A 21,681-nucleotide genomic window follows, 5' to 3' on the forward strand; every position below is an offset into this window, starting at 1 on the left:
CCATGGCGACGTGCAGAGAACTTCGTCATGAACCAGCGCGAATCCAACGCCGCAGCAACACAGCCCTACTTCGACAAGATCCTGATCGCCAATCGCGGCGAGATCGCGTGCCGGGTCATCGACACCTGTCGCAAGCTCGGCATCGCGACGGTGGCGGTGTATTCGGATGCCGATCGCGATGCGCGGCATGTACGCCTGGCCGATGAAGCGATCCATATCGGTCCGGCACCGGCGCAGCAGAGTTATTTGCGCGGCGAGGTCATTCTTGATGCCGCACGCGCAAGCGGCGCGCAGGCGATCCATCCGGGTTATGGCTTTCTTTCGGAAAATGCGGCGTTTGCCGATGCCTGCGCGCAGGCCGGCATCGTGTTTATCGGCCCACCCGCAGCAGCGATTCGCGCGATGGGCGACAAGAGTGCGGCCAAGGCGCTGATGCAACGCGCCGGCGTGCCGTTGACGCCGGGCTACCACGGCGACGAACAGGCGCCGGCCTTCCTGCGCGCGCAGGCCGATGCGATCGGCTATCCCGTCTTGATCAAGGCTAGTGCCGGCGGCGGTGGCAAGGGCATGCGCCGCGTGGATGCCAGCGCTGCCTTCGAAGAGGCCTTGGCCAGCTGCCAGCGCGAGGCGCAATCGGCGTTCGGCAATGCGCAGGTGCTGGTGGAAAAGTATGTTGAACGACCACGGCATATCGAGATCCAGGTGTTCGGCGATACGCAGGGCGAGGTGGTGTATCTGTTCGAACGCGACTGCTCGGTGCAGCGCCGCCATCAAAAGGTGCTGGAAGAAGCGCCCGCCCCCGGCATGAGCGAACACCGCCGCGCAGCGATGGGCAAGGCCGCCGTGGACGCCGCACGCGCAGTGGGCTACGTCGGTGCAGGTACGGTGGAGTTCATTGCAGGCCCGGATGGCGATTTCTATTTCATGGAAATGAACACCCGGCTGCAGGTCGAGCACCCGGTGACCGAGTTGATCACCGGTACCGATCTGGTCGAGTGGCAGCTGCGTGTGGCTGCCGGCGAGCCGTTGCCGCAGCGTCAGCACGAATTGCGCATCCACGGACATGCGCTGGAAGCGCGCCTGTATGCAGAGGATGCCGAGCGCGGCTTTCTGCCCTCGACCGGCACGCTGCGGCAGCTGCAGCTGCCTGCGCCCAGTGCGCATGTGCGCATCGACGCGGGCGTGGAGCAAGGCGACACCATCAGCCCGTATTACGACCCGATGATCGCCAAGCTGATCGTGTGGGATGTCGATCGCCCTGCCGCGCTTGCACGCATGCGTCAAGCGCTTGCGCAGTGCCACGCGGTCGGTGTCACCACCAATAGTGCATTTCTGTCGCGCCTGATCGGTACCAAGGCGTTTACCTCGGCCGATCTGGACACCGCATTGATCGAACGCGAGCATGCGGCCCTGTTTCCGCAAGCGCATGCGCCAGACAGTGCGTGGTGGTGCCTGGCTGCCGTGTTGATGGCCGAGGCGGTGCCGAACGCCACGCCCGATCCCGCCGACCCGTTCTCGCCGTGGGGAAACACCGATGGATGGCGTATCGGCGCGCATGCGGCCCAGGCCATCACGCTGGAGGCCGCAGGCGAGCGGCGCCAGCTAGGCGTGCGTCGGCTGGCCGATGGTTGGCAGGTTACTTCCCTGGGCAACACGCACGCCCTGCGCTACCAAACGCAGGACACCGCGCTACGCGTGGAGATGGATGGACGGCAATGGCGCGCACAGGTGCTGCGCGACGGCAGCACGCTGACCCTGATCGGCGCTGAAGACCGTGCGGTCTTCCGCCACCACGACGCATTGGTCGAGGCAGATCAACCCGCGCATGAAACCGGCGGCCTGACCGCACCGATGCCGGGCCGCATCGTGTCGCTGGTCGCCGCGGTCGGCCAGCCAGTCACACGTGGGCAAGCCCTGATGGTGCTCGAAGCGATGAAGATGGAGCACACCCTGCACGCGCCCGGCGATGGCACCGTGCAGGCGTATCTGGTCGCAGAAGGCGATCTGGTCGCCGATGGTGTTGCGCTAGTGGAATTCGTGTCCGCGTCTGCGTAGCGCCGCACCAAAGGGTGACCAACGGCACGCTCGTGCGCGCGGGCATTGCGCCTAGCGTTGTGGAAAGCGGCCGGCGTGGCCGTCACTCTCACCGGAGGCTTTCATGCAACGCCTGCTTCTTGTTTCCAGCATCGTGCTGGCGCTGGCTGCCTGCAGCGACAAAACTGCGTCCACGAGCGATCAGGCCGCACCGCCCGCAGCAACCGCGACAGCGCCGGCAGCACCCCCGGAACTGATCACCCGCGATGCGCTGTTCGGCAATCCCGAGCGCGCCAACGTGACCATCAGCCCGGACGGCAAGTACCTCAGCTGGGTGGCACCGCTGGAGGGCGTGCTCAATGTCTGGGTCGCGCCGGTGGATGCGCCGGATCAGGCGCGTGCGATCACCAAGGACACCGCCCGCGGCATCCGCAATTATTTCTGGACGTATCAACCCAATACGCTGCTGTATCTGCGCGATGACGGCGGCGATGAAGACTTCCATCTGTTCTCGGTCAATCTGACCGATGGCAGCAGCAAGGACCTCACACCGTTCAAGAAGACCACGGCCGAGATGTACCGCGTCAGCGCGCAGCATCCCGAATCGATCATGGTGGGCATGAACGACCGCGACGCCAAGTGGCACGATCTGTACCGGGTCGACCTGGCCTCGGGCAAGCGCACGCTGGTGCAGAAGAACACCGACAGTCTGGAAAGCTATCTGCTCGACGGCGACTACCGACTGCGCTACGCCACCCGCGCCACCGACGATGCCGGCAGAGAACTGCTGGTGCCCGACGGCAAGGCATGGAAGAGCGTGGACCGTATCCCGTTCGAAGATGTCACCAACACCGCGCCCGAGGGGCTTACCGACGACGGCAAGACGCTGTACATGCAGGATTCGCGCAACCGCGACACCTCGGCGCTGTATGCGATCGACACCGCCAGCAATGCACGCACGCTGCTGTTCGAAAACCCGCGCGCCGATGTCGGCGCCACCTTGAACGACCCCAGAACCGGCGTGGTGCAGGCGGTGTCCACCGACTACCTGCGCGAAGAGTGGAAGGCCTTGGATACCGGCATCGCCGCCGATCTGCAGAAACTCAAATCACTTGGCGCAGGCGATGCCAGCATCGCATCACGCACGCTCGATGACCGCACCTGGATCGTGGCGTATTCGGCAGCAGAAACACCGCTTACCTACTACCGCTACGATCGCGCCGATGGCGGCAAGCTGACCAAGCTGTTCTCCGCCCGGCCTGCGCTGGATGGCAAGCCGCTGGTGCCGATGTGGCCACAGGAACTGACCTCGCGCGACGGCCTCAAGCTGGTCAGCTATCTCACCCTGCCCGCCGAGGCCGACGCCAACCACGACGGCAAGGCGGATAAACCGGTGCCGCTGGTGCTGTTCGTGCATGGCGGCCCGTGGGCGCGCGATAGCTACGGCTACGGGCCTTACGAGCAATGGTTGGCCAATCGCGGCTATGCGGTGCTGGCGGTCAATTTCCGCGGCTCCACCGGCTTCGGCAAGGCGTTCACCAACGCCGGCAACGGCGAGTGGGGCGGCAAGATGCACGACGACCTGCTCGACGCGGTGCAGTGGGCAGTCAAACAGGGCGTGACCACCCCCAACGAGGTCGCCATCATGGGCGGCAGCTACGGCGGCTATGCCACGCTGGCCGGCATGACTTTCACCCCGGACGCGTTCAAGTGCGGCGTGGACATCGTCGGCCCGGCCAACCTCAACACCTTGCTCGCCACCATCCCGCCGTACTGGGCCAGCTTCTACAAGCAGGCGACCAAGCGCATGGGCGACCCGGCCACCGCCGCCGGCAGGCAATGGCTGACCGATCGCTCACCGCTCACGCATGTCGACAAGATCAGCAAGCCGCTGCTGATCGGCCAGGGCGCCAACGACCCGCGCGTCAAGCAGGCCGAGAGCGACCAGATCGTCAACGCGATGAAGGCCAAGAACATTCCGGTCACCTACGTGCTGTTCCCGGACGAAGGCCACGGCTTCCGGCGCCCGGAAAACAGCAAGGCCTTCAACGCGGTGACCGAGGGTTTCCTGGGCCAATGCCTGGGCGGCCGCGTGCAACCCATCGGCGAAGATCTGACCGGCTCCAGCATCACCGTCCCGGAAGGCGCCGACAAGGTGCAAGGCTTGAGCGATGCGTTGAAGACGCATACGCAGGCGATTCGGCGGTAATCGGCCAAAGGGGTCGATCGCTTCCCAGTGATGGCACCTGCTATTGCGCTCGCCTGCAAAGGCGAGCGCTGACGCGTGCACCTCCGGCGTTCGAAGCACGCAGCACGCAGCACGCAGCACGCATAAAATCGCCTCAACGCACGATAGATGTGTCGAGGCCCGATGCTTGCTCGCTACTGTTGCCCGATCTCTCTGGAAGCCTCTCGATCAAGACCGATCGACCACACTGCGCCGCCACGATCCAGCTCGGTATTTTTCATTTCCTCGGCACGCCAACCGAAGCCGCAGATGGCCAACGGGCCATCCTGCAGGCCATCCAGGCCTAGCGCGTGTTCGATATCCACCTCGTTGATTGCCGAGGTGACAAACGCCCCTAGCCCCAAATCGGTCGCGCTCAGATAGAGGGTCTGTGCAATATGGCCCACGTCCAGAATCATTGCGCGGTAAGCCTTGGCATGGTTCCGATATTTCCAGAAGCTGCGTAAAAACCGCGGCGCCAGAATCAACAGCACCGGCGCATCGGCAAACCAGTGCTGCCCCGACACTGCCTTGCGTGCGAATTCCGCGAGCGGCTGTGCAGGCGATGGCAAGGGGTGCAATGCATGGTCGAGCGGGCGGTAGTGATACAGGCCACTTGCCATGCCCTCGACCCGCTGTACCAGCAGATAGGTTTCGGTGGGATGCAGGCTGCCTCCCGATGGCACTGGCTTCTTCAAGAATGCGGTATCGTGCCCCACCTCGATCCGCGCGCTCGCCATGACGCTGCGTTCGAGCATCTGGGCCAATAATTCGCTTGATAGCGGGCGCTGCGTATCGAAATTGCGGCAGGTCACGCGCCGCGCCAGCAGTTGATCGAACGTACCCGGCGTTGCGCGCGGCAACGCTATTCGGGCTTCGGCGCCTTCCTCGCCACGGCTAACAACCTCTGCCGGCGGCGCACCCAGGCGCTCCACCATGCCTTCTGCAGTCGTCAGACCTTGCGCCTCCATCGTCGCCACGCTGTCCTCGCCTTTCCAACGCGCGAAGCGGTGCCACAACGCAGCCAATGGCCACCAGCGCTGCTGCTGCACCCGCTCGTCATTGTGGCGATGCGCTGCATGCTCCGGTTGATCGCTGATCACAAGCCCCTGCTCGATCAATCCATCGAGCCAGGCCGGTGGTGGCTGCATCTGATCGATTGACCGCCAGCGCGTTGGGCTCAACTCACCCAACCACTCGCGCTCGGCTGTGCCGACCTCCACTTCTGCATCGAGATGCGGCGCCAGTGCCAGCCATCGTGCGCGACGACGCAGCCCATCGCCGCCGGCAAGCAAGTGAGCAAGATCGAACACCGCATCGTTGCGAAGTTCGAAGAACAGCGTGGCACAGCGACGGATCTGCATAGGAACATCTCAAGGACGCATGAGCATGGTCGATATTGTGTCAGCTCTCCTGTCACACCACGCACCACACACCCTCATTCCGCAGGCAAGACCATGACCGACTCAGCCGATAACGCACATCCTCCGCTGGATGCATCCATTGCCGACAAGCTGCTGGAGCTGCTGTCCAGCGACGACGACTTCCGCGAATGCTTTCAATCTAATCCGGCTCAAGCGCTTGCCCGGATTGGCGCGGCCGGTGCGAACGCCGACGACCGCGTGCCCAGCATGGGAGAGCCATACTTCTGCATGACCACCAATCAGCTCGCCTCGAAGGAAGAGATCGCGCTGGCCCGCACCGAGTTGCATAGCTACCTGACCCAGAACGCCAATCACACCGTGATCTTTGCCTTCGAATCGGAGAGCATCCGTTCTACCCTGGTGCGCAGATAAGCGGGCAGACGCGACACAGGCCACGCACGTACAAATGCCTGCGCCTGTTCGCGTGCCTCGTGGGTGCGGCCGAGTGCATGCAACGACTCGGCCATCCAGAGCTGTGCCAGCCGCGCATCGGCCACATTGAGCGGCTGCAGCGTTTGTGACGCGTTCGCCTCGATGTAAGCGCGACCTCGGCGCAGGGATAGCCAACGTGCTTGTTGCAGCGCTTCGGCATGTCGTCCGCTGTCACTCAGCAGCGCATACAGCGCAACGCGGGTCTGGAAGAGCGTGTCGTCACCGACTGGCAGGTGCGCAATAGCCGCCGCGCGGTCGCCCGTCAGCGCAAGATGTTGGGCTTCGACAATCGCGCGAAGGTCGGCAAGTACCGGCGTTTCATGTACCAGTGCCGGCTTGATCGCCTCAAGCGCGCGCGCAGTCAGACTATCGTCGCCGCTACGTTGTGCGTGGCTGGCCACGATCAAGACCATCGCTGCATTGTCCTGCTGGTTCGCCATCGCCAACCTGTCGTCGGTTACTGCTGATGTCAACCGATCGAACGTCGGCTTCAGCTTGGTTGGGGTGGCCGGATCGGTTAGGGCGTCCGTCGTCAACGCAATGACCAGGAACTGCCGATAAAGGAAATCGTCGGCCTGCTTGCTACGCGTCAGAGCTTGCGCAATGGAAGCGCGCGCAGCCATCCAGTCGGCCTGATCGATCGCAATACTGGTGCGGTCGATCAACGGCACCACATCGTCGTTGACATAGCCGCTCCTCACGATCGTATCGAGCGCTTGCTGTGCTTCGGCGTAGCGATTCAGTGACGCCAACGCGCTGGCCCGCCGCCGTAGCGGACCGGCGCGATCAACGTCATCAGGGACAAAATACTTTAATGCGGCCTCGGCTTTTCCCTGAGCCAGCAAAATGCGTCCAACCCGATCCGTGGCGATCGCACGTAGCGGATCCTGCGGAACATCGGCTGCCTGCGCATAGGGAAGCGCCTCGGCAAAACGATTGGCAACGAATAGATGCCAGGAGGCATTGGCGGTTCCAGCGAAGTTGTCCGGATACAGCGATGCGAGGGTTCGCCACAGCGGCAACGCTTTCTCGGGCGCACGCAACTCGGCCGCCCAGGCATCCAGATAGAGCTGGTCACGCTCCGGCAAACGCTGGCGGAAACGGATCGCTTGATCCAGATACGGCAGCGCGCCATCGCGGTTGGAGATGGCGACCTTGATGCGTGCTGCGCCCAGATAGGCCAAGGCAAATTCCGGGTCGATGCCAACCGCGCGCTCGAAGAGTTCCATGCCTTGGCTCCACTGGCCTTTCACCGTGGCGTCGACACCGAGGGCATAGGCACGCAATGCATCCAGGCTTGAGGTTGTGACGGCGGGCAATGGCACCGAATGCTTGTCGATCGAAGCGACAACTTCGCCAAGTCCCTGCCTCAACTTACGGGTGACCTGATCTACGGACGACAGCGCGGACGGTAAGCCATCGCCTTGCACAAACTCCGAGTACACCGTGGTCTGCGTGCGTGGATCCACCAACTCCACACTGAAGCGGAGCTTGCCCCCAATCTCGGCCACAGTCGGCAGAATGACTGCACTGGCGCCATCGCGCATGGCCACTTCCGAGGCGATGGCACGATCGACGACAACGCTGTCCGGATCGCGTTTCATCCGGGTCATTGTGTCGCGCACTTTCATATCGCTCAGGACATTGACGTAGCGCGACTGCTCCAGGCTGATACGTAGCGCCTGCTCCAGCGAACTGTCGAGCAGCGTATTGCCCGTCAGATTGCGCAAGTCGCCCACCACCACCCAGCCGCGTTCGGCGAAAGCGATCGCGGGCTCGGCGCGAGTGAAAAACCACACCGACACACAGACAGTGACGACCAACAACGTTTCTGCCAACAGCGCTGCCGGCCGGCGCCATAACGGAATATCCCGCCATGCCTTGGGCGAATGCCTGGGCGCGCGCAGCGGCGTGACATCGATCTCGCCGACCTCGTAAATCTCCATTGGCGTAGGCACGCCCTTGAAGCGCCAGCGACCGTGGGATTTCCACAACAGTCGCTCAGCATGCGTGCCCAGTTCGCGCGCAGCACGATGCGTCAGCGACTCGGCCACCGCCGAGATCAGGATCTGCCCGGGCCGTGCCATCGACATCAGGCGGGCGGCGGTGGGCTTGGCCAGGCCTTCCACTTCCAGCGGTTTGGCGCCGATGCTCACCGCTTCGTCGCTGTTGCGCCAAGTCAGCACTTCGCCCACGTGCAGACCCTGGCGCGCGCATAGCGTCAGCGCGCGGGCATCGCCCATCGCCTTGAGTCCACGTGCGTAATCCAGTGCGAAGCCCAGGCCATCGATGGGGCGATCGAACAGCAGCAACAGCCCGTCCGAGCGGTCGATCAGACGGCCGCGCCATTGCTGCTGCAGTTTGACCACCAGACGGTCATGCTCGCGGAACAATGCGGCGGCGGCGTTGTCACCGATACGTTCGACCAGTGCGGTGGAATCGCATAGATCGGTCAACAGCAAGGTGCGCAGACGCGGCGCCTGGATCGCTTCCGACGACGCATCCTTGCGTGCGTGGGTGCGCGTGCTCATTGCTCAGTGATTGCCAGAGGCGAGCGTGTTACCCGATACCAGCGTACTGCCCGGCGCAGGTGCTTCGTGCATGCACAACACGTTACCGCCCTGGCGCTTGGCCTGGTACAACGCGCTATCGGCCAGCGTGTACCAGTCGTTCCATGCCGCATCCGCATCGATCATGCACAGGCCAAGACTGACCGAGCAGCCTTGCTCGCTCTGGTTGTTTCCCAGGCGTGCTTCTACTGCGCGCACGATGCATTCGCCGATGTGGTGCATCAGTTCCCGCGTGCCTTGCGCGACCAGCACGCAGAATTCGTCGCCGCCCAGCCGGCAGGCCAGATCGCCATCGGCGATCACCGAGCGCAGTGCATGGGCAACGTTCTGCAGCACACGGTCACCGGCCAGATGACCGAATTCGTCATTGATGCGCTTGAAACGGTCGCAATCGATCAGGATCAGGCCTACACCGGGCACCGCGCCGGAACGCCGACATTCCTGCAGATGCAGCGCCAGACCGCGGCGGTTGTGCAGGCCGGTGAGCTCGTCGGTGCGACTCAACTCTTCGGTGTGGTTGAGTTTGTGCGAGGTGACATAGAGATTGTCCAGCGCCGCTTCCAGATCGTGGTTGCGACGGCGCAGCTGACGGATCAGCAACTGCTCGTTGTTGACCACACGCACGATGGAGCGGCGCAGAAAATGCGCCACCATCGACGGGTCGTGATCGACCAGGCGCTGAAAATCGTCGTGGGCCAGTTCGATCAAACGGCTGTCGGTGGAGGCACTGGCGCCGGCACTGCGTGCGTGGTCGCCGATCAGCAAGCCAAGTTCGCCGAAGAATTCGCCCGGGCCCAGATGCTTGAGCATCAGGTCCTCGCCAAAATCCAGATCGATCTGGCCGCTGACAACGATGAACATCTGCGTGCCCACGGCACCACGCTCGAACAGCGCCTGGCCCGCCGCCAACTCGCGCGCACGGCCGAAGCGGGCGAAAAACGCCAGCTCTTCGGCAGTCATCAGCGCATGCAGCCCGTCGGACAACGTTTTGGCAACGCCTCCAGTCGGTTCGACCGCGCCTGCGGTGTTGTGGCAAGTCATCCAGATTCCCTTAGGCTGGCCTACAACGTTAGCCCATGGACAAATCCTACAGGACCCCTTTGTTCAGCACCAGGTCACACTATTTCTCACAGATGAAGAGACGGAATGACGGGTGTGAGGTGAAAAAAAGGGGCCCGGTTTCCCGAGCCCTCTTCCTCCCGAGCTGCACCTGGCAGCTTGCTGCATGCTAAGAGCGGCTAACAAAAACTACTGCGCGGCCGCCAGGCAAGCGCTCGCCACGTTTTGTTAGCCGCTCTAAGCCGCTCTCTCACTATGAAACTGCTCTTCCTCGGTCGACCCACGCAGCGCGGTGGTGGACGACTGCCCCTGCTGAATCGCCTGCGTCACCGCGTCGAAGTACCCGGTGCCCACCTCGCGCTGATGCTTGACTGCGGTAAAGCCCATGTCCGCCGCTGCGAACTCGGCCTGCTGCAGCTCGACGAAGGCGCTCATCTGGCGGCGTGCGTAACCATGGGCCAGGTTGAACATGCCGTAGTTCAAGGCGTGGAAGCCGGCCAGGGTGATGAACTGGAATTTATAGCCGTAGCTCGCCAGCTCGGTCTGGAATCTGGCGATGGTGGCGTCGTCCAGTTGCTTCTTCCAGTTGAAGCTCGGCGAGCAGTTGTAGGCCAGTAATTTGCCGGGGAACTTGGCATGGATGGCTTGGGCGAAGGCGCGCGCGAATTCCAGATCCGGCTTGCCGGTCTCGCACCAGATCAGATCCGCATACGGTGCATAGGCCAGCCCACGGCTGATCGCCTGATCCAGCCCGTTGCGGGTCTTGAAGAAGCCTTCGACCGTGCGCTGCCCGGTGGTGAACGGCTGATCGTTGGCATCCACATCGCTGGTGATCAGATCGGCCGCTTCGGCATCGGTGCGTGCGATCAATAGGGTGGGCACGCCCAGCACATCGGCCGCCAGACGCGCGGCATTCAACTTTTCGATCGCCTCACGCGTAGGCACCAGCACCTTGCCGCCCATGTGGCCGCACTTTTTCACCGACGCCAGTTGATCCTCGAAATGTACGCCGGCGGCGCCGGCTTCGATCATCGCCTTCATCAGCTCGAAGGCGTTGAGCACGCCGCCGAAGCCGGCTTCGGCATCGGCCACGATGGGCTGCAGGAAGTCGATGTCATCGTTGCCTTCGGCGTGGTGCAATTGATCCGCACGCAGCAGCGTGTTGTTGATGCGCTTGACCACCGCCGGTACCGAATCGGCCGGATACAGCGATTGGTCCGGGTACATCTGCCCGGCCAGGTTGGCATCGGCGGCGACCTGCCAACCTGACAGGTAAATCGCCTTCAAACCGGCCTTGACCTGCTGCATCGCCTGATTGCCGGTCAACGCGCCCAGCGCATTGACGAACGGCGTGACGTGCAATGAATTCCACAACTTATCCGCGCCCAATCGTGCCAGCGAATGCTCGACATGCACGGTGCCGCGCAGGCGCACCACATCGGCTGCGGTGTAGTTGCGGGTGATGCCGGTCCAGCGCGGGTTGATGGCCCAGTCCTGCTGGATCTGTTCGGCGGTCTGCAGTGTGTTGCTCATGGTGCGTTCTCCTGACAGGGATACGGCGGATGCAACGAGGAAGGAATGGCGAGGTGTGCTGTGCGCGGGGCATGGCATGGCCGTCGTTGCGCATGGGCGCAATCGGGCGGTGTGCGGTGTTGACGTAGTGCGTTGCGTTGATGGGTTGCAGCGACAGCACGCGTGCTGTGGCCTGTCGCTGCAGTGGATAGATCAATCGATCAATCGGTAGGCCGGCACGGTGAGGAAGTCGGCCAGTTCATCGGCGCGGCTGAGTGTTTCCAGTAAGGCAATGGCGTCGTCGATGCGCGCAGCGCCAGGCAGTGCGTTGGTCGCGCCCAGGCGTGCCGGCAGCGCCCGCAACGCGGTCTGCAATAACTGCTGATCGATGGCAGTGCCGTCGTCCAGATGCTGGCCGTGATGCAGCCACTGCCATAGCTGCGCGCGGCTGATTTCTGCAGTGGCGGCGTCTTCCATCAGGTTGTGGATCGGCACGCAGCCATTGCCGTCCAGCCAGGCGGCCAGGTAACGCACGCACACTTCCACATTGCCTTCGAACCCTGCGCGAGTGACGTTGCCCGGCGAGGGGGCGATCAACATGTCGCGCGTCACCTGCACATCGTTGCGCAAGACGTGATGCTGATGCGCGGTGGGCATGTGCTCGTCGAACAATTTCATCGCCACCGGAATCAAGGCCGGGTGCGCCACCCAGGTGCCATCGTGGCCTGCGGTGACTTCGCGCAGCTTGTCGGCGCGCACGCGGGCCATCGCCTGCTCGTTGGCGGCTTCGTCGTGATTGATCGGAATCTGCGCGGCCATGCCGCCCATCGCATGCGCGCCGCGGCGATGGCAGGTCTTGATCAACAGTTCCGAATACGCCTTCAAAAACGGCTGGGTCATGGTGACCTGACCACGCTCGGGCAGTACGCGGTCGCGATGCGCACGGAAGGTTTTCAGATACGAAAAGATGTAATCCCAGCGCCCGCAATTGAGCCCGACGATGCGATCGCGCAGCGCGTGCAGAATCTCGTCCATCTCGAACACCGCCGGCAGCGTTTCGATCAGCACGGTCACCTTGATCTGCCCATGCGGCAGGCCGAGCATCGCTTCGATATGCGCCAGCGCGGTTTCCCACAGTGCAGCTTCTTCCATGCTTTGCAGCTTGGGCAGATACAGATACGGGCCGCGGTCTTTGGCCAGCAGCGCGCGGCCGTTGTGGTAGGCGAACAGGGCGGCATCGAACAGGCCGCCAGCCAGCGGCTGGCCATCGATGAGCACGTGCTTCTCGTCCAGATGCCAGCCGCGCGGGCGCACGATCAACACCGCACGTTCGGCTTCCGGCCGCAATGCGTAATGCTTGCCGTTGGGCGCATCGAAGCTGAGGTCGCCGCGCACCGCAGCGGCCAGCGTGCGTTGCCCGGACAGCAGGTTGCGCCAGGTCGGCGCGGTGGAATCCTCGAAGTCGGCCATGAACACCTTGGCGCCGGAGTTCAGCGCGTTGATGACCATCTTCGGATCGGTGGGGCCGGTGATCTCGACGCGGCGGTCCTGCAGCGCCGCTGGCAGTGCGGCCACGCGCCAGTCGCCGGCGCGGATCGCGCGGGTGTCGGGGCGGAAGTCCGGCAACTGGCCGGCATCGAACTCGGCCTGGCGCACCCGCCGCTGGGCGAGGCGCTGCTGGCGGCCGGGTTCGATCGCGCGGTGCAGCGACACCAGCAACGCCAACGCGGCGGCTGGCAGGAGTTCTGCCTGGCCAGCCACCTGCGTGGTCAGCGACAGACCGGGAGTGGCGCGTTCGGTGGAGCGTGAAGCGAAAGCGGTGGCAGACATGGCGTAAGTCCTTTGCATCCGGACTTGCACCGTGCGCCGCCAGCAACTATTTGACAAAGCAGTTTTATCAATGCTTTAAATAAGCTGATCTTATACTTGATTGTCGTACGCACTCAAATGGCGCCAACCCCTCGATTTTCCTACAAATCCGACCGGCTCAAGCCGCTGCGTGCGTTCTGCCAGACGATTAGATTAGGCTCGGTCTCACGGGCGGCTGAGGCGCTCTACGTCAGCCAGCCGGCGGTGACGCTGCAATTGCAGGCGCTGGAACGCGACCTGGGCGTGGCCTTGTTCGAGCGCTCCGGGCGCCGGATGACACCCAGCCGCGAGGGCCAGCTGCTCTACAACATGGCACTGCCGCTGGTGGAAAGCCTGGACGGCCTGGAGGCGAGCTTTCGCGAAAAGGTGCGCGGGCTGGATGCCGGCGAGCTCAATATCGCCGCCAACAGCTCCACCATCCTGTACCTGCTGCCGCGCATCGTGGCGAACTTTCGCGCGCGCCATCCGGACGTGCGGCTGACCCTGCACAACGCCATCAGCGCCGACGGCACCGACCTGCTGCGCGAGGATGCGGTGGACCTGGCCGTCGGCTCGATGCTGGACGTGCCGGCCGACCTCAACTACGCGCCGGTGTATCGTTTCGAACAGTTGTTGATCACCCCGCCCGATCACCCGCTGGCCGGCAAGCCCACCGTCACGTTGCAGGATCTGTCGCCGTATCCGCTGATCCTGCCGCCGCGCCGGCAGGTGACCTATCGATTGGTCGATCTGATCTTCCAACAGGCACGCGTGCCCTACACCGTGGCCTTGGAAGTGGGTGGTTGGGAGGTGATCAAGCAATACGTGGCGATGGGCATGGGCATTTCCATCGTCACCGCGATCTGCGTCACCGACGCCGACCGCGACAAACTCGCCACACGCTCGCTTAAGGACTATTTCCCTACCCGCAGCTATGGCGTGGTGGTGCGCAAAGGCAAATATCTCTCGCCGCAGGCGCGCGCGTTTATCGAGCTGATCCAGCCGGATCTTTTCACGCCGCGCGGGTATGACGAAAGTGGCGATTCGGAGCGGTGAGCGTCTTCTGCCTGCTGCATGCGTATAAGTTCGACTCGTCGGACGTTGCGACAAGCACTGCGCATGAGTTCGGCATGCGCCCTACGTGGGCGATGTCTTGCACGGCAGGCACGTCGCCGCTTCAAAGCGCAGCGTGATCAAGGCCTGCAAGCGCCACAAGGCGGCGTAGGCGAGCGGCTAACGTAGGCAGCAAGAACCACTCCGCATCACGCAGAATTCCTGTCGGCTCGACGCCATTGCACTGCGGTTATCGTCATAGACTGGGCCGATGCTGTGGGTACCACCACATGTCATCAACAGCTGCTCGGTCCGGGGGAACGACTGAGCTTACGCACAGCACACCCGCACTGCGGGGCGAGCCGACTCAACCGATGCAAAGGCTGACGCAATGAATCCGACCACGTTGTTGCTGGTGCAGTTGGCGGTGATCCTGGGCGCGGCGCGTGCGTGCGGCGCGCTGTTGCAACGCGTCGGGCAGCCGCCGGTGATCGGCGAAATGGCGGCTGGGCTGTTGCTGGGGCCGATCGCATTCGGCGCGTGGTTGCCGGAACTGCACAGCGTGTTGTTCGCCTCCAACAGTTTGCCGCCGTTGTCCGGCTTGGCCAACATCGGCGTGGTGCTTTTCATGTTCATCGTGGGCGTGGAGCTGCGCGCGCCGGAAGGCACCAAAGCGCAGGTGCGTGCATCGATCCTGGTGGGCTTGTCGGGCATCGTGCTGCCGTTGTTGCTCGGCCTGGCCGCGGCACCGTGGTTGTTTGCGCACTTTGCACCGCAGGGCATCGGCTTCTGGCCGTTCGCGTTGTTCATCGCCGCAGCGATGTCGGTCACCGCGTTTCCGGTGTTGGCGCGCATCCTCAAGGACCGCAATCTGACCCGCACGCCTGCGGGCCGGTTGGCGCTGGGCGCGGCGGTGATCGACGATGCTACGGTGTGGATCTTCCTGGCGATCGTGCTCACGCTGACCGGCGGCAACACGCATGGCGGTGTCGGCTTCACCGCCGCCGGTGCGCTGGGGTTGATTGCAGTGGTTTTCGGCCTGTTGAAGCCCGCTTACGCGCGCCTGCTGCGGCCGCGTGTGAGCGATGGGCGCTATGCGCCAACGGCGTTGGTGTGGGTGTTGATCGGTTTGCTGGCCTGCGCCGCAGTGGCTGAATGGATCGGCCTGCATGCGATCTTCGGCGCGTTCCTGTTCGGCATTTGCGTGCCGCGCGAAGACCGCTTGCTGGAACACCTGGCTGGGCGCATAGAGCCATTGGCGATCACCTTGCTGATGCCGGTGCTGTTTGCGGTCGCCGGCCAGGCCACCAGCCCGGGCGTCTTCGTGGGCGCCGGCATCGCCGGCTTTGCGCTGGTGGTCGGCGTGGCGGTGACCGGCAAGCTGGTCGGCTGCACCTTGGGCGCGCGCCTGAGCGGCCAGGATTGGCGCGACAGCCTGACCGTGGGCTCGCTGATGAACGCGCGCGGCCTGATGGAGCTGGTGGTAATCAAGATCGGCCTGGACAGCGGCATGATCGGGCCGGACCTCTTTACGCTGCTATTCGGCATGACCCTGGTGACCACGGTGATGACCTCGCCGATGGTGGCCTGGTTGCAACGTGGCCGGCGCGCGGCCGATGCCAATGGGTTGGGTGCGGGTAACTCAACGCATTGACGCTGCAGCGCTGGCAGACTGCGTGTGGCGCCGGTCGCCGCGTTGCGTACTTCCGTATTGGCATTGCGTGTCGAATGCATGCGATTGGCAATGTGCATTCTCAACGCTGCAGTAGCTGAGCAGCACCGCATCCACTTCTTTACATGGCGCAGTGATGTCCGACCCCTCTGAGTCCTGTTATGCCGAAAGCGCAGCGCCTCCTGCGTTGCGTGCGCAACTGCAGTGCAGCTGGCGATTTCGCCAGAGCACGATTTCGATGGAACCCGTACTGATATTGCCCGATGGCAGCGTCGATCTGATCTGGGATGGCACCACGGTTTTCGTTGCCGGGCCGGATCGCACAGCCGCTATGGCATCGCCCGCGTCGGGAAGTGTGCTGAGCGGAGTGCGTCTGGCTGCGGGTACAGCGGCCGGCCTGTTGAAGCTCCCGTTGCACGCCATCGCTGACCAACGCGTTGCCTTGGAATCGCTATGGGGCGTGCAGGGCCGCACCTGGCAACATCGCCTGGAAGATGGCGCCGATCCACTGCATACCTTGCACACGCTCTGCCAACAGCACACCACATCGCAAGATCAACAGATGGCATGGCTGTTCGATCAGTTGGCTGTCGGCAGGCCGATGCGGCTTGCCGAGCTGACCCAATCGCTGGGCATCAGCGAGCGCTCATTGCGCCGCCGCTGCCAGGACGCATTCGGCTACGGCAGCAAGACCTTGGAACGGATTCTTCGGTTGCAGCGTTTTCTGCGTATCGCCCGCCAGCACCGCACGTTGACCGACGCTGCGCTGGACGCAGGCTATGGCGATGCGCCACATCTAGTGCGCGATGCACGCCAGCTCAGCGGCCTGAGCCCGCGCGTGTTGGTACGGCAGCACGCGCGCTGAGCTGGCCGTTTTCGCCAAGCCACGTGCATGCACCGATTGCATGCTGTGCCTCCATTCCAGGAGCACGCCATGACCGACAACGCACCACAGCACCGCATTGATTACCTCGAATTTGCCGTCGACTCGATCGCCATCGCCAAGACCTTTTACGCGCAAGCATTTGACTGGACGTTTCAGGATTACGGCCCGGACTATTGCGAATTCCGCGACGGGCGCCTGACCGGCGGCTTCTTCCACGGCCCTGCGCAGCCCGGCGGCGCGTTGGTGGTGCTTGCCTCCGATGACCTTGCCCATAGCCAGGCCCGCATCGAAGCGGCTGGCGGAAAGATCACCAAACCGCTATTCGCGTTTCCGGGCGGGCGACGCTTTCATTTTGCCGATCCGCACGGCTATGCATTGGCGGTGTGGTCGAAGGACTAAAGGCGCATCACGAGCGCACTCACTCGCGCCCGTACAACCCCAAAAACATCGCCACTGCCGATTCGGCAACCTGGGTCTGTTGTTCCGGCGACAGCGGTGGCTGACCCATGGTGAGCTGCGGCCAGAACGCGAAGCCTTTGACCAGTGCCTGCAACTGCTGTGAGGCGAAGTCCGCCTCCACGCCGGCCAGGCGGCCGTCGGCCAGTGCGGCGCGCAGCCAGGTGGTGGTGCCTTCTTCCTTGCTGCCCAGCTGCGATATCAGTTCGCGGGCACGCGCCGGCGAGTGGATGCCCTCGGCGAGGGCCACGCGGGACAGATCGATAAACGCCGGGTCGTCGAGCAGGCGCAGCTTTTGCTGCAGCAACGTTATCAACTGCGCGCGCAGTGGCTGGTCGGGCCGGTAAGCCAGGTTCACCGCATCGGCGCTGCGCTGCCACAGCCCGCGCAGGATCTCGCCAAACAACGCGTCCTTGCTGGGGAAGTGGTTGTAGACGGTGCGTTTGGAAACGCCGGCGGTGGCCGCCACGCGATCCATGCTGGTGGCCTCGAAACCGTGCTGACGAAACTCGGCAATGGCCGCCTCCACGATGGCGTGGCGCTTGCGGTCGGTCAGCCGCTGCGGCGCAGCTGGAGGGGAAAAGGCAGTCGACATTTGCCGATTTTACACCCGGCAGTTTACTTTCACCGAAATAAAACTACACTGTGTAGTGTAACCTTGGCAGCCAGCAGCGTGACACGCGAGTGTCACGCGGGCGCAGCCGGCGCGTAGGAACCGCAGCGTACGAACGGTCTCTGCAGATCCTCAGCGCCGAGCACAGCCCATCTGGCGGTCGCGCAGTCGTGTTTGGGTCGCTCGCATTCCTTATCGCTATTCCCACGTCTCGGTCGGACTCTCCTATGGCTTCTCCTCGCCCTTCCCCCTATGCCGACTCGCCGCAGTTCCGCGGTGGCCGGTTTCGCAATGTGCTGCCGCTGCCGACTGTCACGCTGAGCCTGCGCGAGCAGATCGGCCTGCTGTGGAGGGTCTTCTTCGCCAAGCCCAGCACCACGGTGCCGTCTGCACCGCTGCCGGTGCAGCCGTTGACGCGCGCGCAGTTGCTTGCCGCACCCGATCGCAGTTTGTATCGCCTGGGCCATTCCACCGTGCTGATGAAGCTGGCCGGCGGGTGGTGGCTGACCGACCCGGTGTTCTCCAAGCGCGCCTCGCCGGTGCCGTTCGCCGGGCCCAAGCGTTTCCACGCGCCACCGATCGCGCTGGCCGATGTGCCGCCGCTGGCCGGGGTGATCCTGTCGCACAACCATTACGACCATCTCGACCGCGCCAGCATCAGCGCGCTGGCCGACCGCGTGGGCGTGTTTGTCGCACCGCTCGGTGTGGGCGATCTGCTGGTGCGCTGGGGCGTGGACCCGGCCAAGGTGCGTCAGCTGGATTGGTGGGACTCCATCACCGTCGGTGGCGTGCAACTCACCGCTACTCCATCGCAGCATTTTTCCGGGCGCGGGTTGTTCGATAGCGGGCGGTCGCTGTGGTGTTCCTGGGCGATCCAGGACCGCGACCTGCGCGTGTTCTTCAGCGGCGACGGCGGCTATGGCCCGCACTTCAAGACCATCGGCGAGCAGCTCGGCCCGTTCGACGTGGCGCTGATCGAAAACGGCGCCTACGACCAGCAGTGGCCGCATGTGCACATGCAACCGGAGCAGAGCCTGCAGGCGTATCTGGACGTGGGCGGGCAGACGCTGCTGCCGATCCACAACGGCACCTTCGATCTGGCCATGCACGCGTGGCAGGAGCCGCTGGACCGGATCGTGGCGTTGGCCGATAGCGCTGGCGTTGCGCTGGTCACGCCGTGCATGGGCGAGCGGGTGGATCTGCAGGCGCCAGCCAATCGCGTGCGTTGGTGGCGGCAGGATGCGGCATCACAGGCGTCGGATGGGTTGGTGGCGACACGGTAACTGGCCTGAGGCATGCCGATGCGTGCCATCACGCTTTGATGGCGCACCTCGCACGCGGATGCGGGCGTCACCCGTCGCCGCGTGACGCCTTCACCAACCCTGCCATGGGAAGCAGCGCACCCGACCTCGGCGCCCACACCTCCGGGGGATTCGGGTGCAGCGACGTCGGTTCTGCTATCCGGCAAAGATGTCTCCTGTAGAGTGGTTCAATCCCTGAGCAATGCGATCCGCAGTTTGGATCTTTCATCTCGGCAACGGTTTCGTCGCGTGCTTGAACTCGATGCTCTTTTCAAGCCATGGCGACCACGACCCCCGTCGACAATGCGCCCAGCTCCGGGCTGCGCGGCGATCGCATTCCTCGGCACCGGCAACTGATCGATGCCGCCACTGCATCAAGCGCCAGGAGAAATCTGATGAAAACGGCTGCATCCGCCAATCCGCTCAGTCGCACTGGGTCAGCGTCGAGTGCGCACAGCAATAAGATTCGAGAAGAAGGGTCCCCGGATGCCTCACCCAGCCATTTGGATTCCCCGCCCGGTGGCCCATTGACCGAGCTATCCGGCCGCCCGGGCAAGCGCGGCAAGGGGACCACAGACGCCACTGCGCAGGCATCTCATACGGCTAGCCACCTGGGCTCGGTTGGTCTGCAGATTCCGCAGCCTGTAATGCCGTCGCATCATGGCGGAGCGTCGCTGGTGCGACTCAAAGAGAAACTGGCTGCCGACAACCTGCGCCCGGTCGAGCCGCAGCTGGCCGCCGAACTCATCAACAAGATCAGGCCGATGAAATTGCCGGACACCACCGGCGTGCAAGAACGCGCAGCGACACACGCGGATCTGTTGAGCCGCATCCACGAAACGGATGCGATGGATTGGTACAAGGCGCAGGGATTGAGCGAGGTCGAGGTTTCCGACTTGCGACGCACCGCGTTGCTGTCCGGCATGCCCAATCCCACCGGTAGTTTCCTAAACAATGCGATGCAGTACATCGTCTCGCCCTGGATCAACTACGCAACCCGTCAGCCCTGGGCAGGCGCAGGATTCGGCTTTGCCACAGCGGCCGTCGCCGCACCGATGAATGCGGCCCAGCAGTCGGCAGTGGTCAGCCTGTGCGAATCCATCCGCGAGCATGGCGGTCACGTCATCGTGCCGGACAAGAATCAGATCAACGACAAGCATTTGCTACCGGACCTTGCGAAGGCGCTGGAAAGGCATATTGTCGAATTCAGCGGGTGCTTAGAAAATTTCAGACAACTCAACCGTGCCGCAGTCGCACAGCCAACTGACGCCCTCATCGCCGCTGCCCACCAATTGCGGGAAGCCTACAAGCGCCTGCATCAGGCGCAGCAAGACTTTGTCATGACCCAGGGCGCGCACGACCGGCAATGGATGGGCAATCGCTGGCAGGCCGTCCCGCGCATCCTGCGTTCGCCCTTGGCGGGTACGCTGGGCCTGCTCAGCAAGACCGGCGCAATACGGGCACTGTCGCCGACCGCGCAGACTGTCTGTGCCCTGCTGATGACAGCTGCGCAACATGTGGCCGCTGGATTCGACGAACAGGCAAAACAGGATTACAACAACAAGCTCAATCTGCTGTACGCCGATGTACTGACCGAAGCGGGCAAGTCGAAACTTGCATGTGGCGAGCCGGTTGCGGCAGAGGAGATCGATCAGGGCAAGCTGCGCAAACTGATTCAGTCGCCCACGCAGGCTCTGGTGAAACGCGTCATCAACGGACTGGCGTCGATGGAAGACGCGCTCAAGGCGGAGGTGCAGGCATCGCCCTCGCCGCACGTGACGGCAGACGCCGACGACCTGGATCTGGAATCGGGCCACGGCGCCGGCCCGGCGAAGGCGCTGGAATTGCTGAGCCGGGATCTGCAAGCCTTGCGCGAAGGCAAGTTGGACGAACTCGATCCAGACGGTGTCGCTGCAGCGGTGCTGCTCGGCGCCGAGAAGTCGGTGGTGTCGGAGCAACTGATCAGCGATATCGCCAAGAAGTACACCTCGCGCGAGTTCTCCGCACAGACCGCCCAACGCATTGGCCAGATGTTCCATCTCGGCGTGCTGGGCAGCGCGGCATCCTCGGTGATCGGCAAGGCCAGCTCTGCAGCGCAGGGTGGAACGCGCAACGTGCCGACCGCACAGACCCTGGCGATCTCTGCCCTGTCGGGAGGCATGGCTGCGGTCGGCGCGCTGAATCAGCACATCGCCATCACCGTCAAGAACAATCGCCGCGAGGGCGACACCGACATCGGATTGAAGCAGCAAGTCTTACGTGGCGTGATGGGGGGGGCCAACGAAGCGCTGTCCCAGCGTCGGGCGACCAAGGCGAGCCAAGCGATCAACGCGCTACTGCAAGGCAACGATGTGGAACAGCTGTTGGGTGAGGCCAAGGCGCTCACCCAACCGCACGGTGCCACGTCCTCCGCAGCGCAGGCCGCGCCGTCGCTGACCCTGCCGCAGGCAGTGGAGTGGCTGCGGCAGGGAACAGCGCCCACATCGCAGTCGCACGAAGTGATCGTGCAGATCGAGGACGATCAGGCGCCGCAACCGGCATGATGCGGCGCCGTCCCCGGCGCATCAAAAGCGACGCAACAAAAACGGGATGGC

15 protein-coding genes are annotated in these 21,681 nt (G+C 63.7%); 9 read left to right on the forward strand and 6 right to left on the reverse strand.

Annotation, left to right across the window (positions count from 1 at the left end; all coding sequences use genetic code 11):
* The first annotated feature begins 27 nt into the window (after window positions 1-27).
* Window positions 28-2,055 (forward strand): acetyl/propionyl/methylcrotonyl-CoA carboxylase subunit alpha, encoded by a 2,028-nt coding sequence (locus NMB96_RS04365; protein WP_255086357.1) that lies wholly within the window; start codon window positions 28-30, stop codon window positions 2,053-2,055.
* A 103-nt stretch (window positions 2,056-2,158) separates the two neighbouring features.
* Window positions 2,159-4,243, forward strand: a complete 2,085-nt coding sequence (locus NMB96_RS04370) for a S9 family peptidase (protein WP_023902176.1) — start codon at window positions 2,159-2,161, stop codon at window positions 4,241-4,243.
* A 173-nt stretch (window positions 4,244-4,416) separates the two neighbouring features.
* Here the strand turns inward: NMB96_RS04370 and NMB96_RS04375 are convergent, their stop codons facing one another.
* Window positions 4,417-5,625: a putative peptide maturation dehydrogenase gene (locus tag NMB96_RS04375; RefSeq protein ID WP_255086358.1), complete on the reverse strand. Its 1,209-nt coding sequence runs from the start codon at window positions 5,623-5,625 to the stop codon at window positions 4,417-4,419.
* Window positions 5,626-5,718: 93 nt separating this feature from the next.
* Here NMB96_RS04375 and NMB96_RS04380 point away from each other — a divergent pair, with 93 nt between their 5' ends.
* Window positions 5,719-6,057 carry an NHLP-related RiPP peptide gene (locus tag NMB96_RS04380; protein ID WP_043888835.1) on the forward strand — a complete coding sequence of 113 codons (339 nt, stop codon included), beginning with the start codon at window positions 5,719-5,721 and terminating at the stop codon, window positions 6,055-6,057.
* Here NMB96_RS04380 and NMB96_RS04385 read toward each other — a convergent pair.
* The 4 genes from NMB96_RS04385 to aceB all read right to left on the reverse strand — a co-directional run bounded on the left by NMB96_RS04385 (window position 5,997) and on the right by aceB (window position 13,088).
* Complete coding sequence (locus tag NMB96_RS04385) at window positions 5,997-8,648, reverse strand: putative peptide modification system cyclase (protein ID WP_255086360.1); 2,652 nt, start codon at window positions 8,646-8,648, stop codon at window positions 5,997-5,999. The genes NMB96_RS04380 and NMB96_RS04385 overlap by 61 nt on opposite strands.
* A gap of 3 nt (window positions 8,649-8,651) precedes the next feature.
* Window positions 8,652-9,728, reverse strand: coding sequence for a GGDEF domain-containing protein (locus NMB96_RS04390; RefSeq protein WP_229010168.1), 1,077 nt, complete (start codon window positions 9,726-9,728; stop codon window positions 8,652-8,654).
* Between the two features lie 255 nt (window positions 9,729-9,983).
* A complete protein-coding gene (gene aceA, locus NMB96_RS04395; protein WP_183086609.1) occupies window positions 9,984-11,279 on the reverse strand; it encodes an isocitrate lyase in 1,296 nt (431 codons plus the stop codon).
* Between the two features lie 192 nt (window positions 11,280-11,471).
* On the reverse strand, window positions 11,472-13,088 hold the full coding sequence (gene aceB / locus NMB96_RS04400) for a malate synthase A (protein ID WP_255086363.1): 1,617 nt from the start codon (window positions 13,086-13,088) through the stop codon (window positions 11,472-11,474).
* Window positions 13,089-13,205: 117 nt separating this feature from the next.
* On the opposite strand from aceB, the gene NMB96_RS04405 reads away from it, so the two are divergent.
* From NMB96_RS04405 to NMB96_RS04420, 4 genes are all read left to right on the forward strand, one after another.
* Window positions 13,206-14,162 (forward strand): LysR family transcriptional regulator, encoded by a 957-nt coding sequence (locus NMB96_RS04405; protein WP_255086364.1) that lies wholly within the window; start codon window positions 13,206-13,208, stop codon window positions 14,160-14,162.
* A gap of 388 nt (window positions 14,163-14,550) precedes the next feature.
* The gene (locus NMB96_RS04410) at window positions 14,551-15,813 is read left to right on the forward strand and encodes a cation:proton antiporter (protein WP_255086365.1); all 1,263 of its coding nucleotides are present in this window, start codon (window positions 14,551-14,553) and stop codon (window positions 15,811-15,813) included.
* Between the two features lie 154 nt (window positions 15,814-15,967).
* Window positions 15,968-16,696 carry a helix-turn-helix domain-containing protein gene (locus NMB96_RS04415; RefSeq protein ID WP_023902165.1) on the forward strand — a complete coding sequence of 243 codons (729 nt, stop codon included), beginning with the start codon at window positions 15,968-15,970 and terminating at the stop codon, window positions 16,694-16,696.
* A gap of 69 nt (window positions 16,697-16,765) precedes the next feature.
* Entirely contained in the window at window positions 16,766-17,116 is a 351-nt protein-coding gene (locus tag NMB96_RS04420; RefSeq protein WP_023902164.1) for a VOC family protein, read from the forward strand.
* A gap of 19 nt (window positions 17,117-17,135) precedes the next feature.
* Here NMB96_RS04420 and NMB96_RS04425 read toward each other — a convergent pair whose 3' ends face one another.
* Window positions 17,136-17,768: a TetR/AcrR family transcriptional regulator gene (locus tag NMB96_RS04425; protein WP_255086368.1), complete on the reverse strand. Its 633-nt coding sequence runs from the start codon at window positions 17,766-17,768 to the stop codon at window positions 17,136-17,138.
* 245 nt (window positions 17,769-18,013) lie between these two features.
* On the opposite strand from NMB96_RS04425, the gene NMB96_RS04430 reads away from it, so the two are divergent.
* Together NMB96_RS04430 and xopN are read left to right on the forward strand one after the other, a co-directional pair.
* Window positions 18,014-19,069, forward strand: coding sequence for an MBL fold metallo-hydrolase (locus NMB96_RS04430; RefSeq protein WP_255086369.1), 1,056 nt, complete (start codon window positions 18,014-18,016; stop codon window positions 19,067-19,069).
* 413 nt (window positions 19,070-19,482) lie between these two features.
* The gene (xopN, locus tag NMB96_RS04435; protein ID WP_255086370.1) at window positions 19,483-21,630 is read left to right on the forward strand and encodes a type III secretion system effector XopN; all 2,148 of its coding nucleotides are present in this window, start codon (window positions 19,483-19,485) and stop codon (window positions 21,628-21,630) included.
* The last annotated feature ends 51 nt before the right edge of the window (window positions 21,631-21,681 follow it).

The sequence above is a fragment of the Xanthomonas hortorum genome, from assembly GCF_024339125.1.
Classification (GTDB): domain Bacteria; phylum Pseudomonadota; class Gammaproteobacteria; order Xanthomonadales; family Xanthomonadaceae; genus Xanthomonas; species Xanthomonas hortorum.

Excerpts from the sequence above, each read along its gene's own strand:
- NMB96_RS04375 (WP_255086358.1), bottom strand. The coding sequence starts at position 5,625 with ATGCAGATCCGTCGCTGTGCCACGCTGTTCTTCGAACTTCGCAACGAT.
- NMB96_RS04410 (WP_255086365.1), top strand. The coding sequence starts at position 14,551 with ATGAATCCGACCACGTTGTTGCTGGTGCAGTTGGCGGTGATCCTGGGC.
- xopN (WP_255086370.1), top strand. The coding sequence starts at position 19,483 with ATGAAAACGGCTGCATCCGCCAATCCGCTCAGTCGCACTGGGTCAGCG.
- NMB96_RS04405 (WP_255086364.1), top strand. The coding sequence starts at position 13,206 with ATGGCGCCAACCCCTCGATTTTCCTACAAATCCGACCGGCTCAAGCCG.
- NMB96_RS04370 (WP_023902176.1), top strand. The coding sequence starts at position 2,159 with ATGCAACGCCTGCTTCTTGTTTCCAGCATCGTGCTGGCGCTGGCTGCC.
- NMB96_RS04415 (WP_023902165.1), top strand. The coding sequence starts at position 15,968 with ATGTCCGACCCCTCTGAGTCCTGTTATGCCGAAAGCGCAGCGCCTCCT.
- NMB96_RS04385 (WP_255086360.1), bottom strand. The coding sequence starts at position 8,648 with ATGAGCACGCGCACCCACGCACGCAAGGATGCGTCGTCGGAAGCGATC.
- aceA (WP_183086609.1), bottom strand. The coding sequence starts at position 11,279 with ATGAGCAACACACTGCAGACCGCCGAACAGATCCAGCAGGACTGGGCC.
- NMB96_RS04380 (WP_043888835.1), top strand. The coding sequence starts at position 5,719 with ATGACCGACTCAGCCGATAACGCACATCCTCCGCTGGATGCATCCATT.
- NMB96_RS04425 (WP_255086368.1), bottom strand. The coding sequence starts at position 17,768 with ATGTCGACTGCCTTTTCCCCTCCAGCTGCGCCGCAGCGGCTGACCGAC.
- NMB96_RS04430 (WP_255086369.1), top strand. The coding sequence starts at position 18,014 with ATGGCTTCTCCTCGCCCTTCCCCCTATGCCGACTCGCCGCAGTTCCGC.
- NMB96_RS04420 (WP_023902164.1), top strand. The coding sequence starts at position 16,766 with ATGACCGACAACGCACCACAGCACCGCATTGATTACCTCGAATTTGCC.
- aceB (WP_255086363.1), bottom strand. The coding sequence starts at position 13,088 with ATGTCTGCCACCGCTTTCGCTTCACGCTCCACCGAACGCGCCACTCCC.
- NMB96_RS04390 (WP_229010168.1), bottom strand. The coding sequence starts at position 9,728 with ATGACTTGCCACAACACCGCAGGCGCGGTCGAACCGACTGGAGGCGTT.
- NMB96_RS04365 (WP_255086357.1), top strand. The coding sequence starts at position 28 with ATGAACCAGCGCGAATCCAACGCCGCAGCAACACAGCCCTACTTCGAC.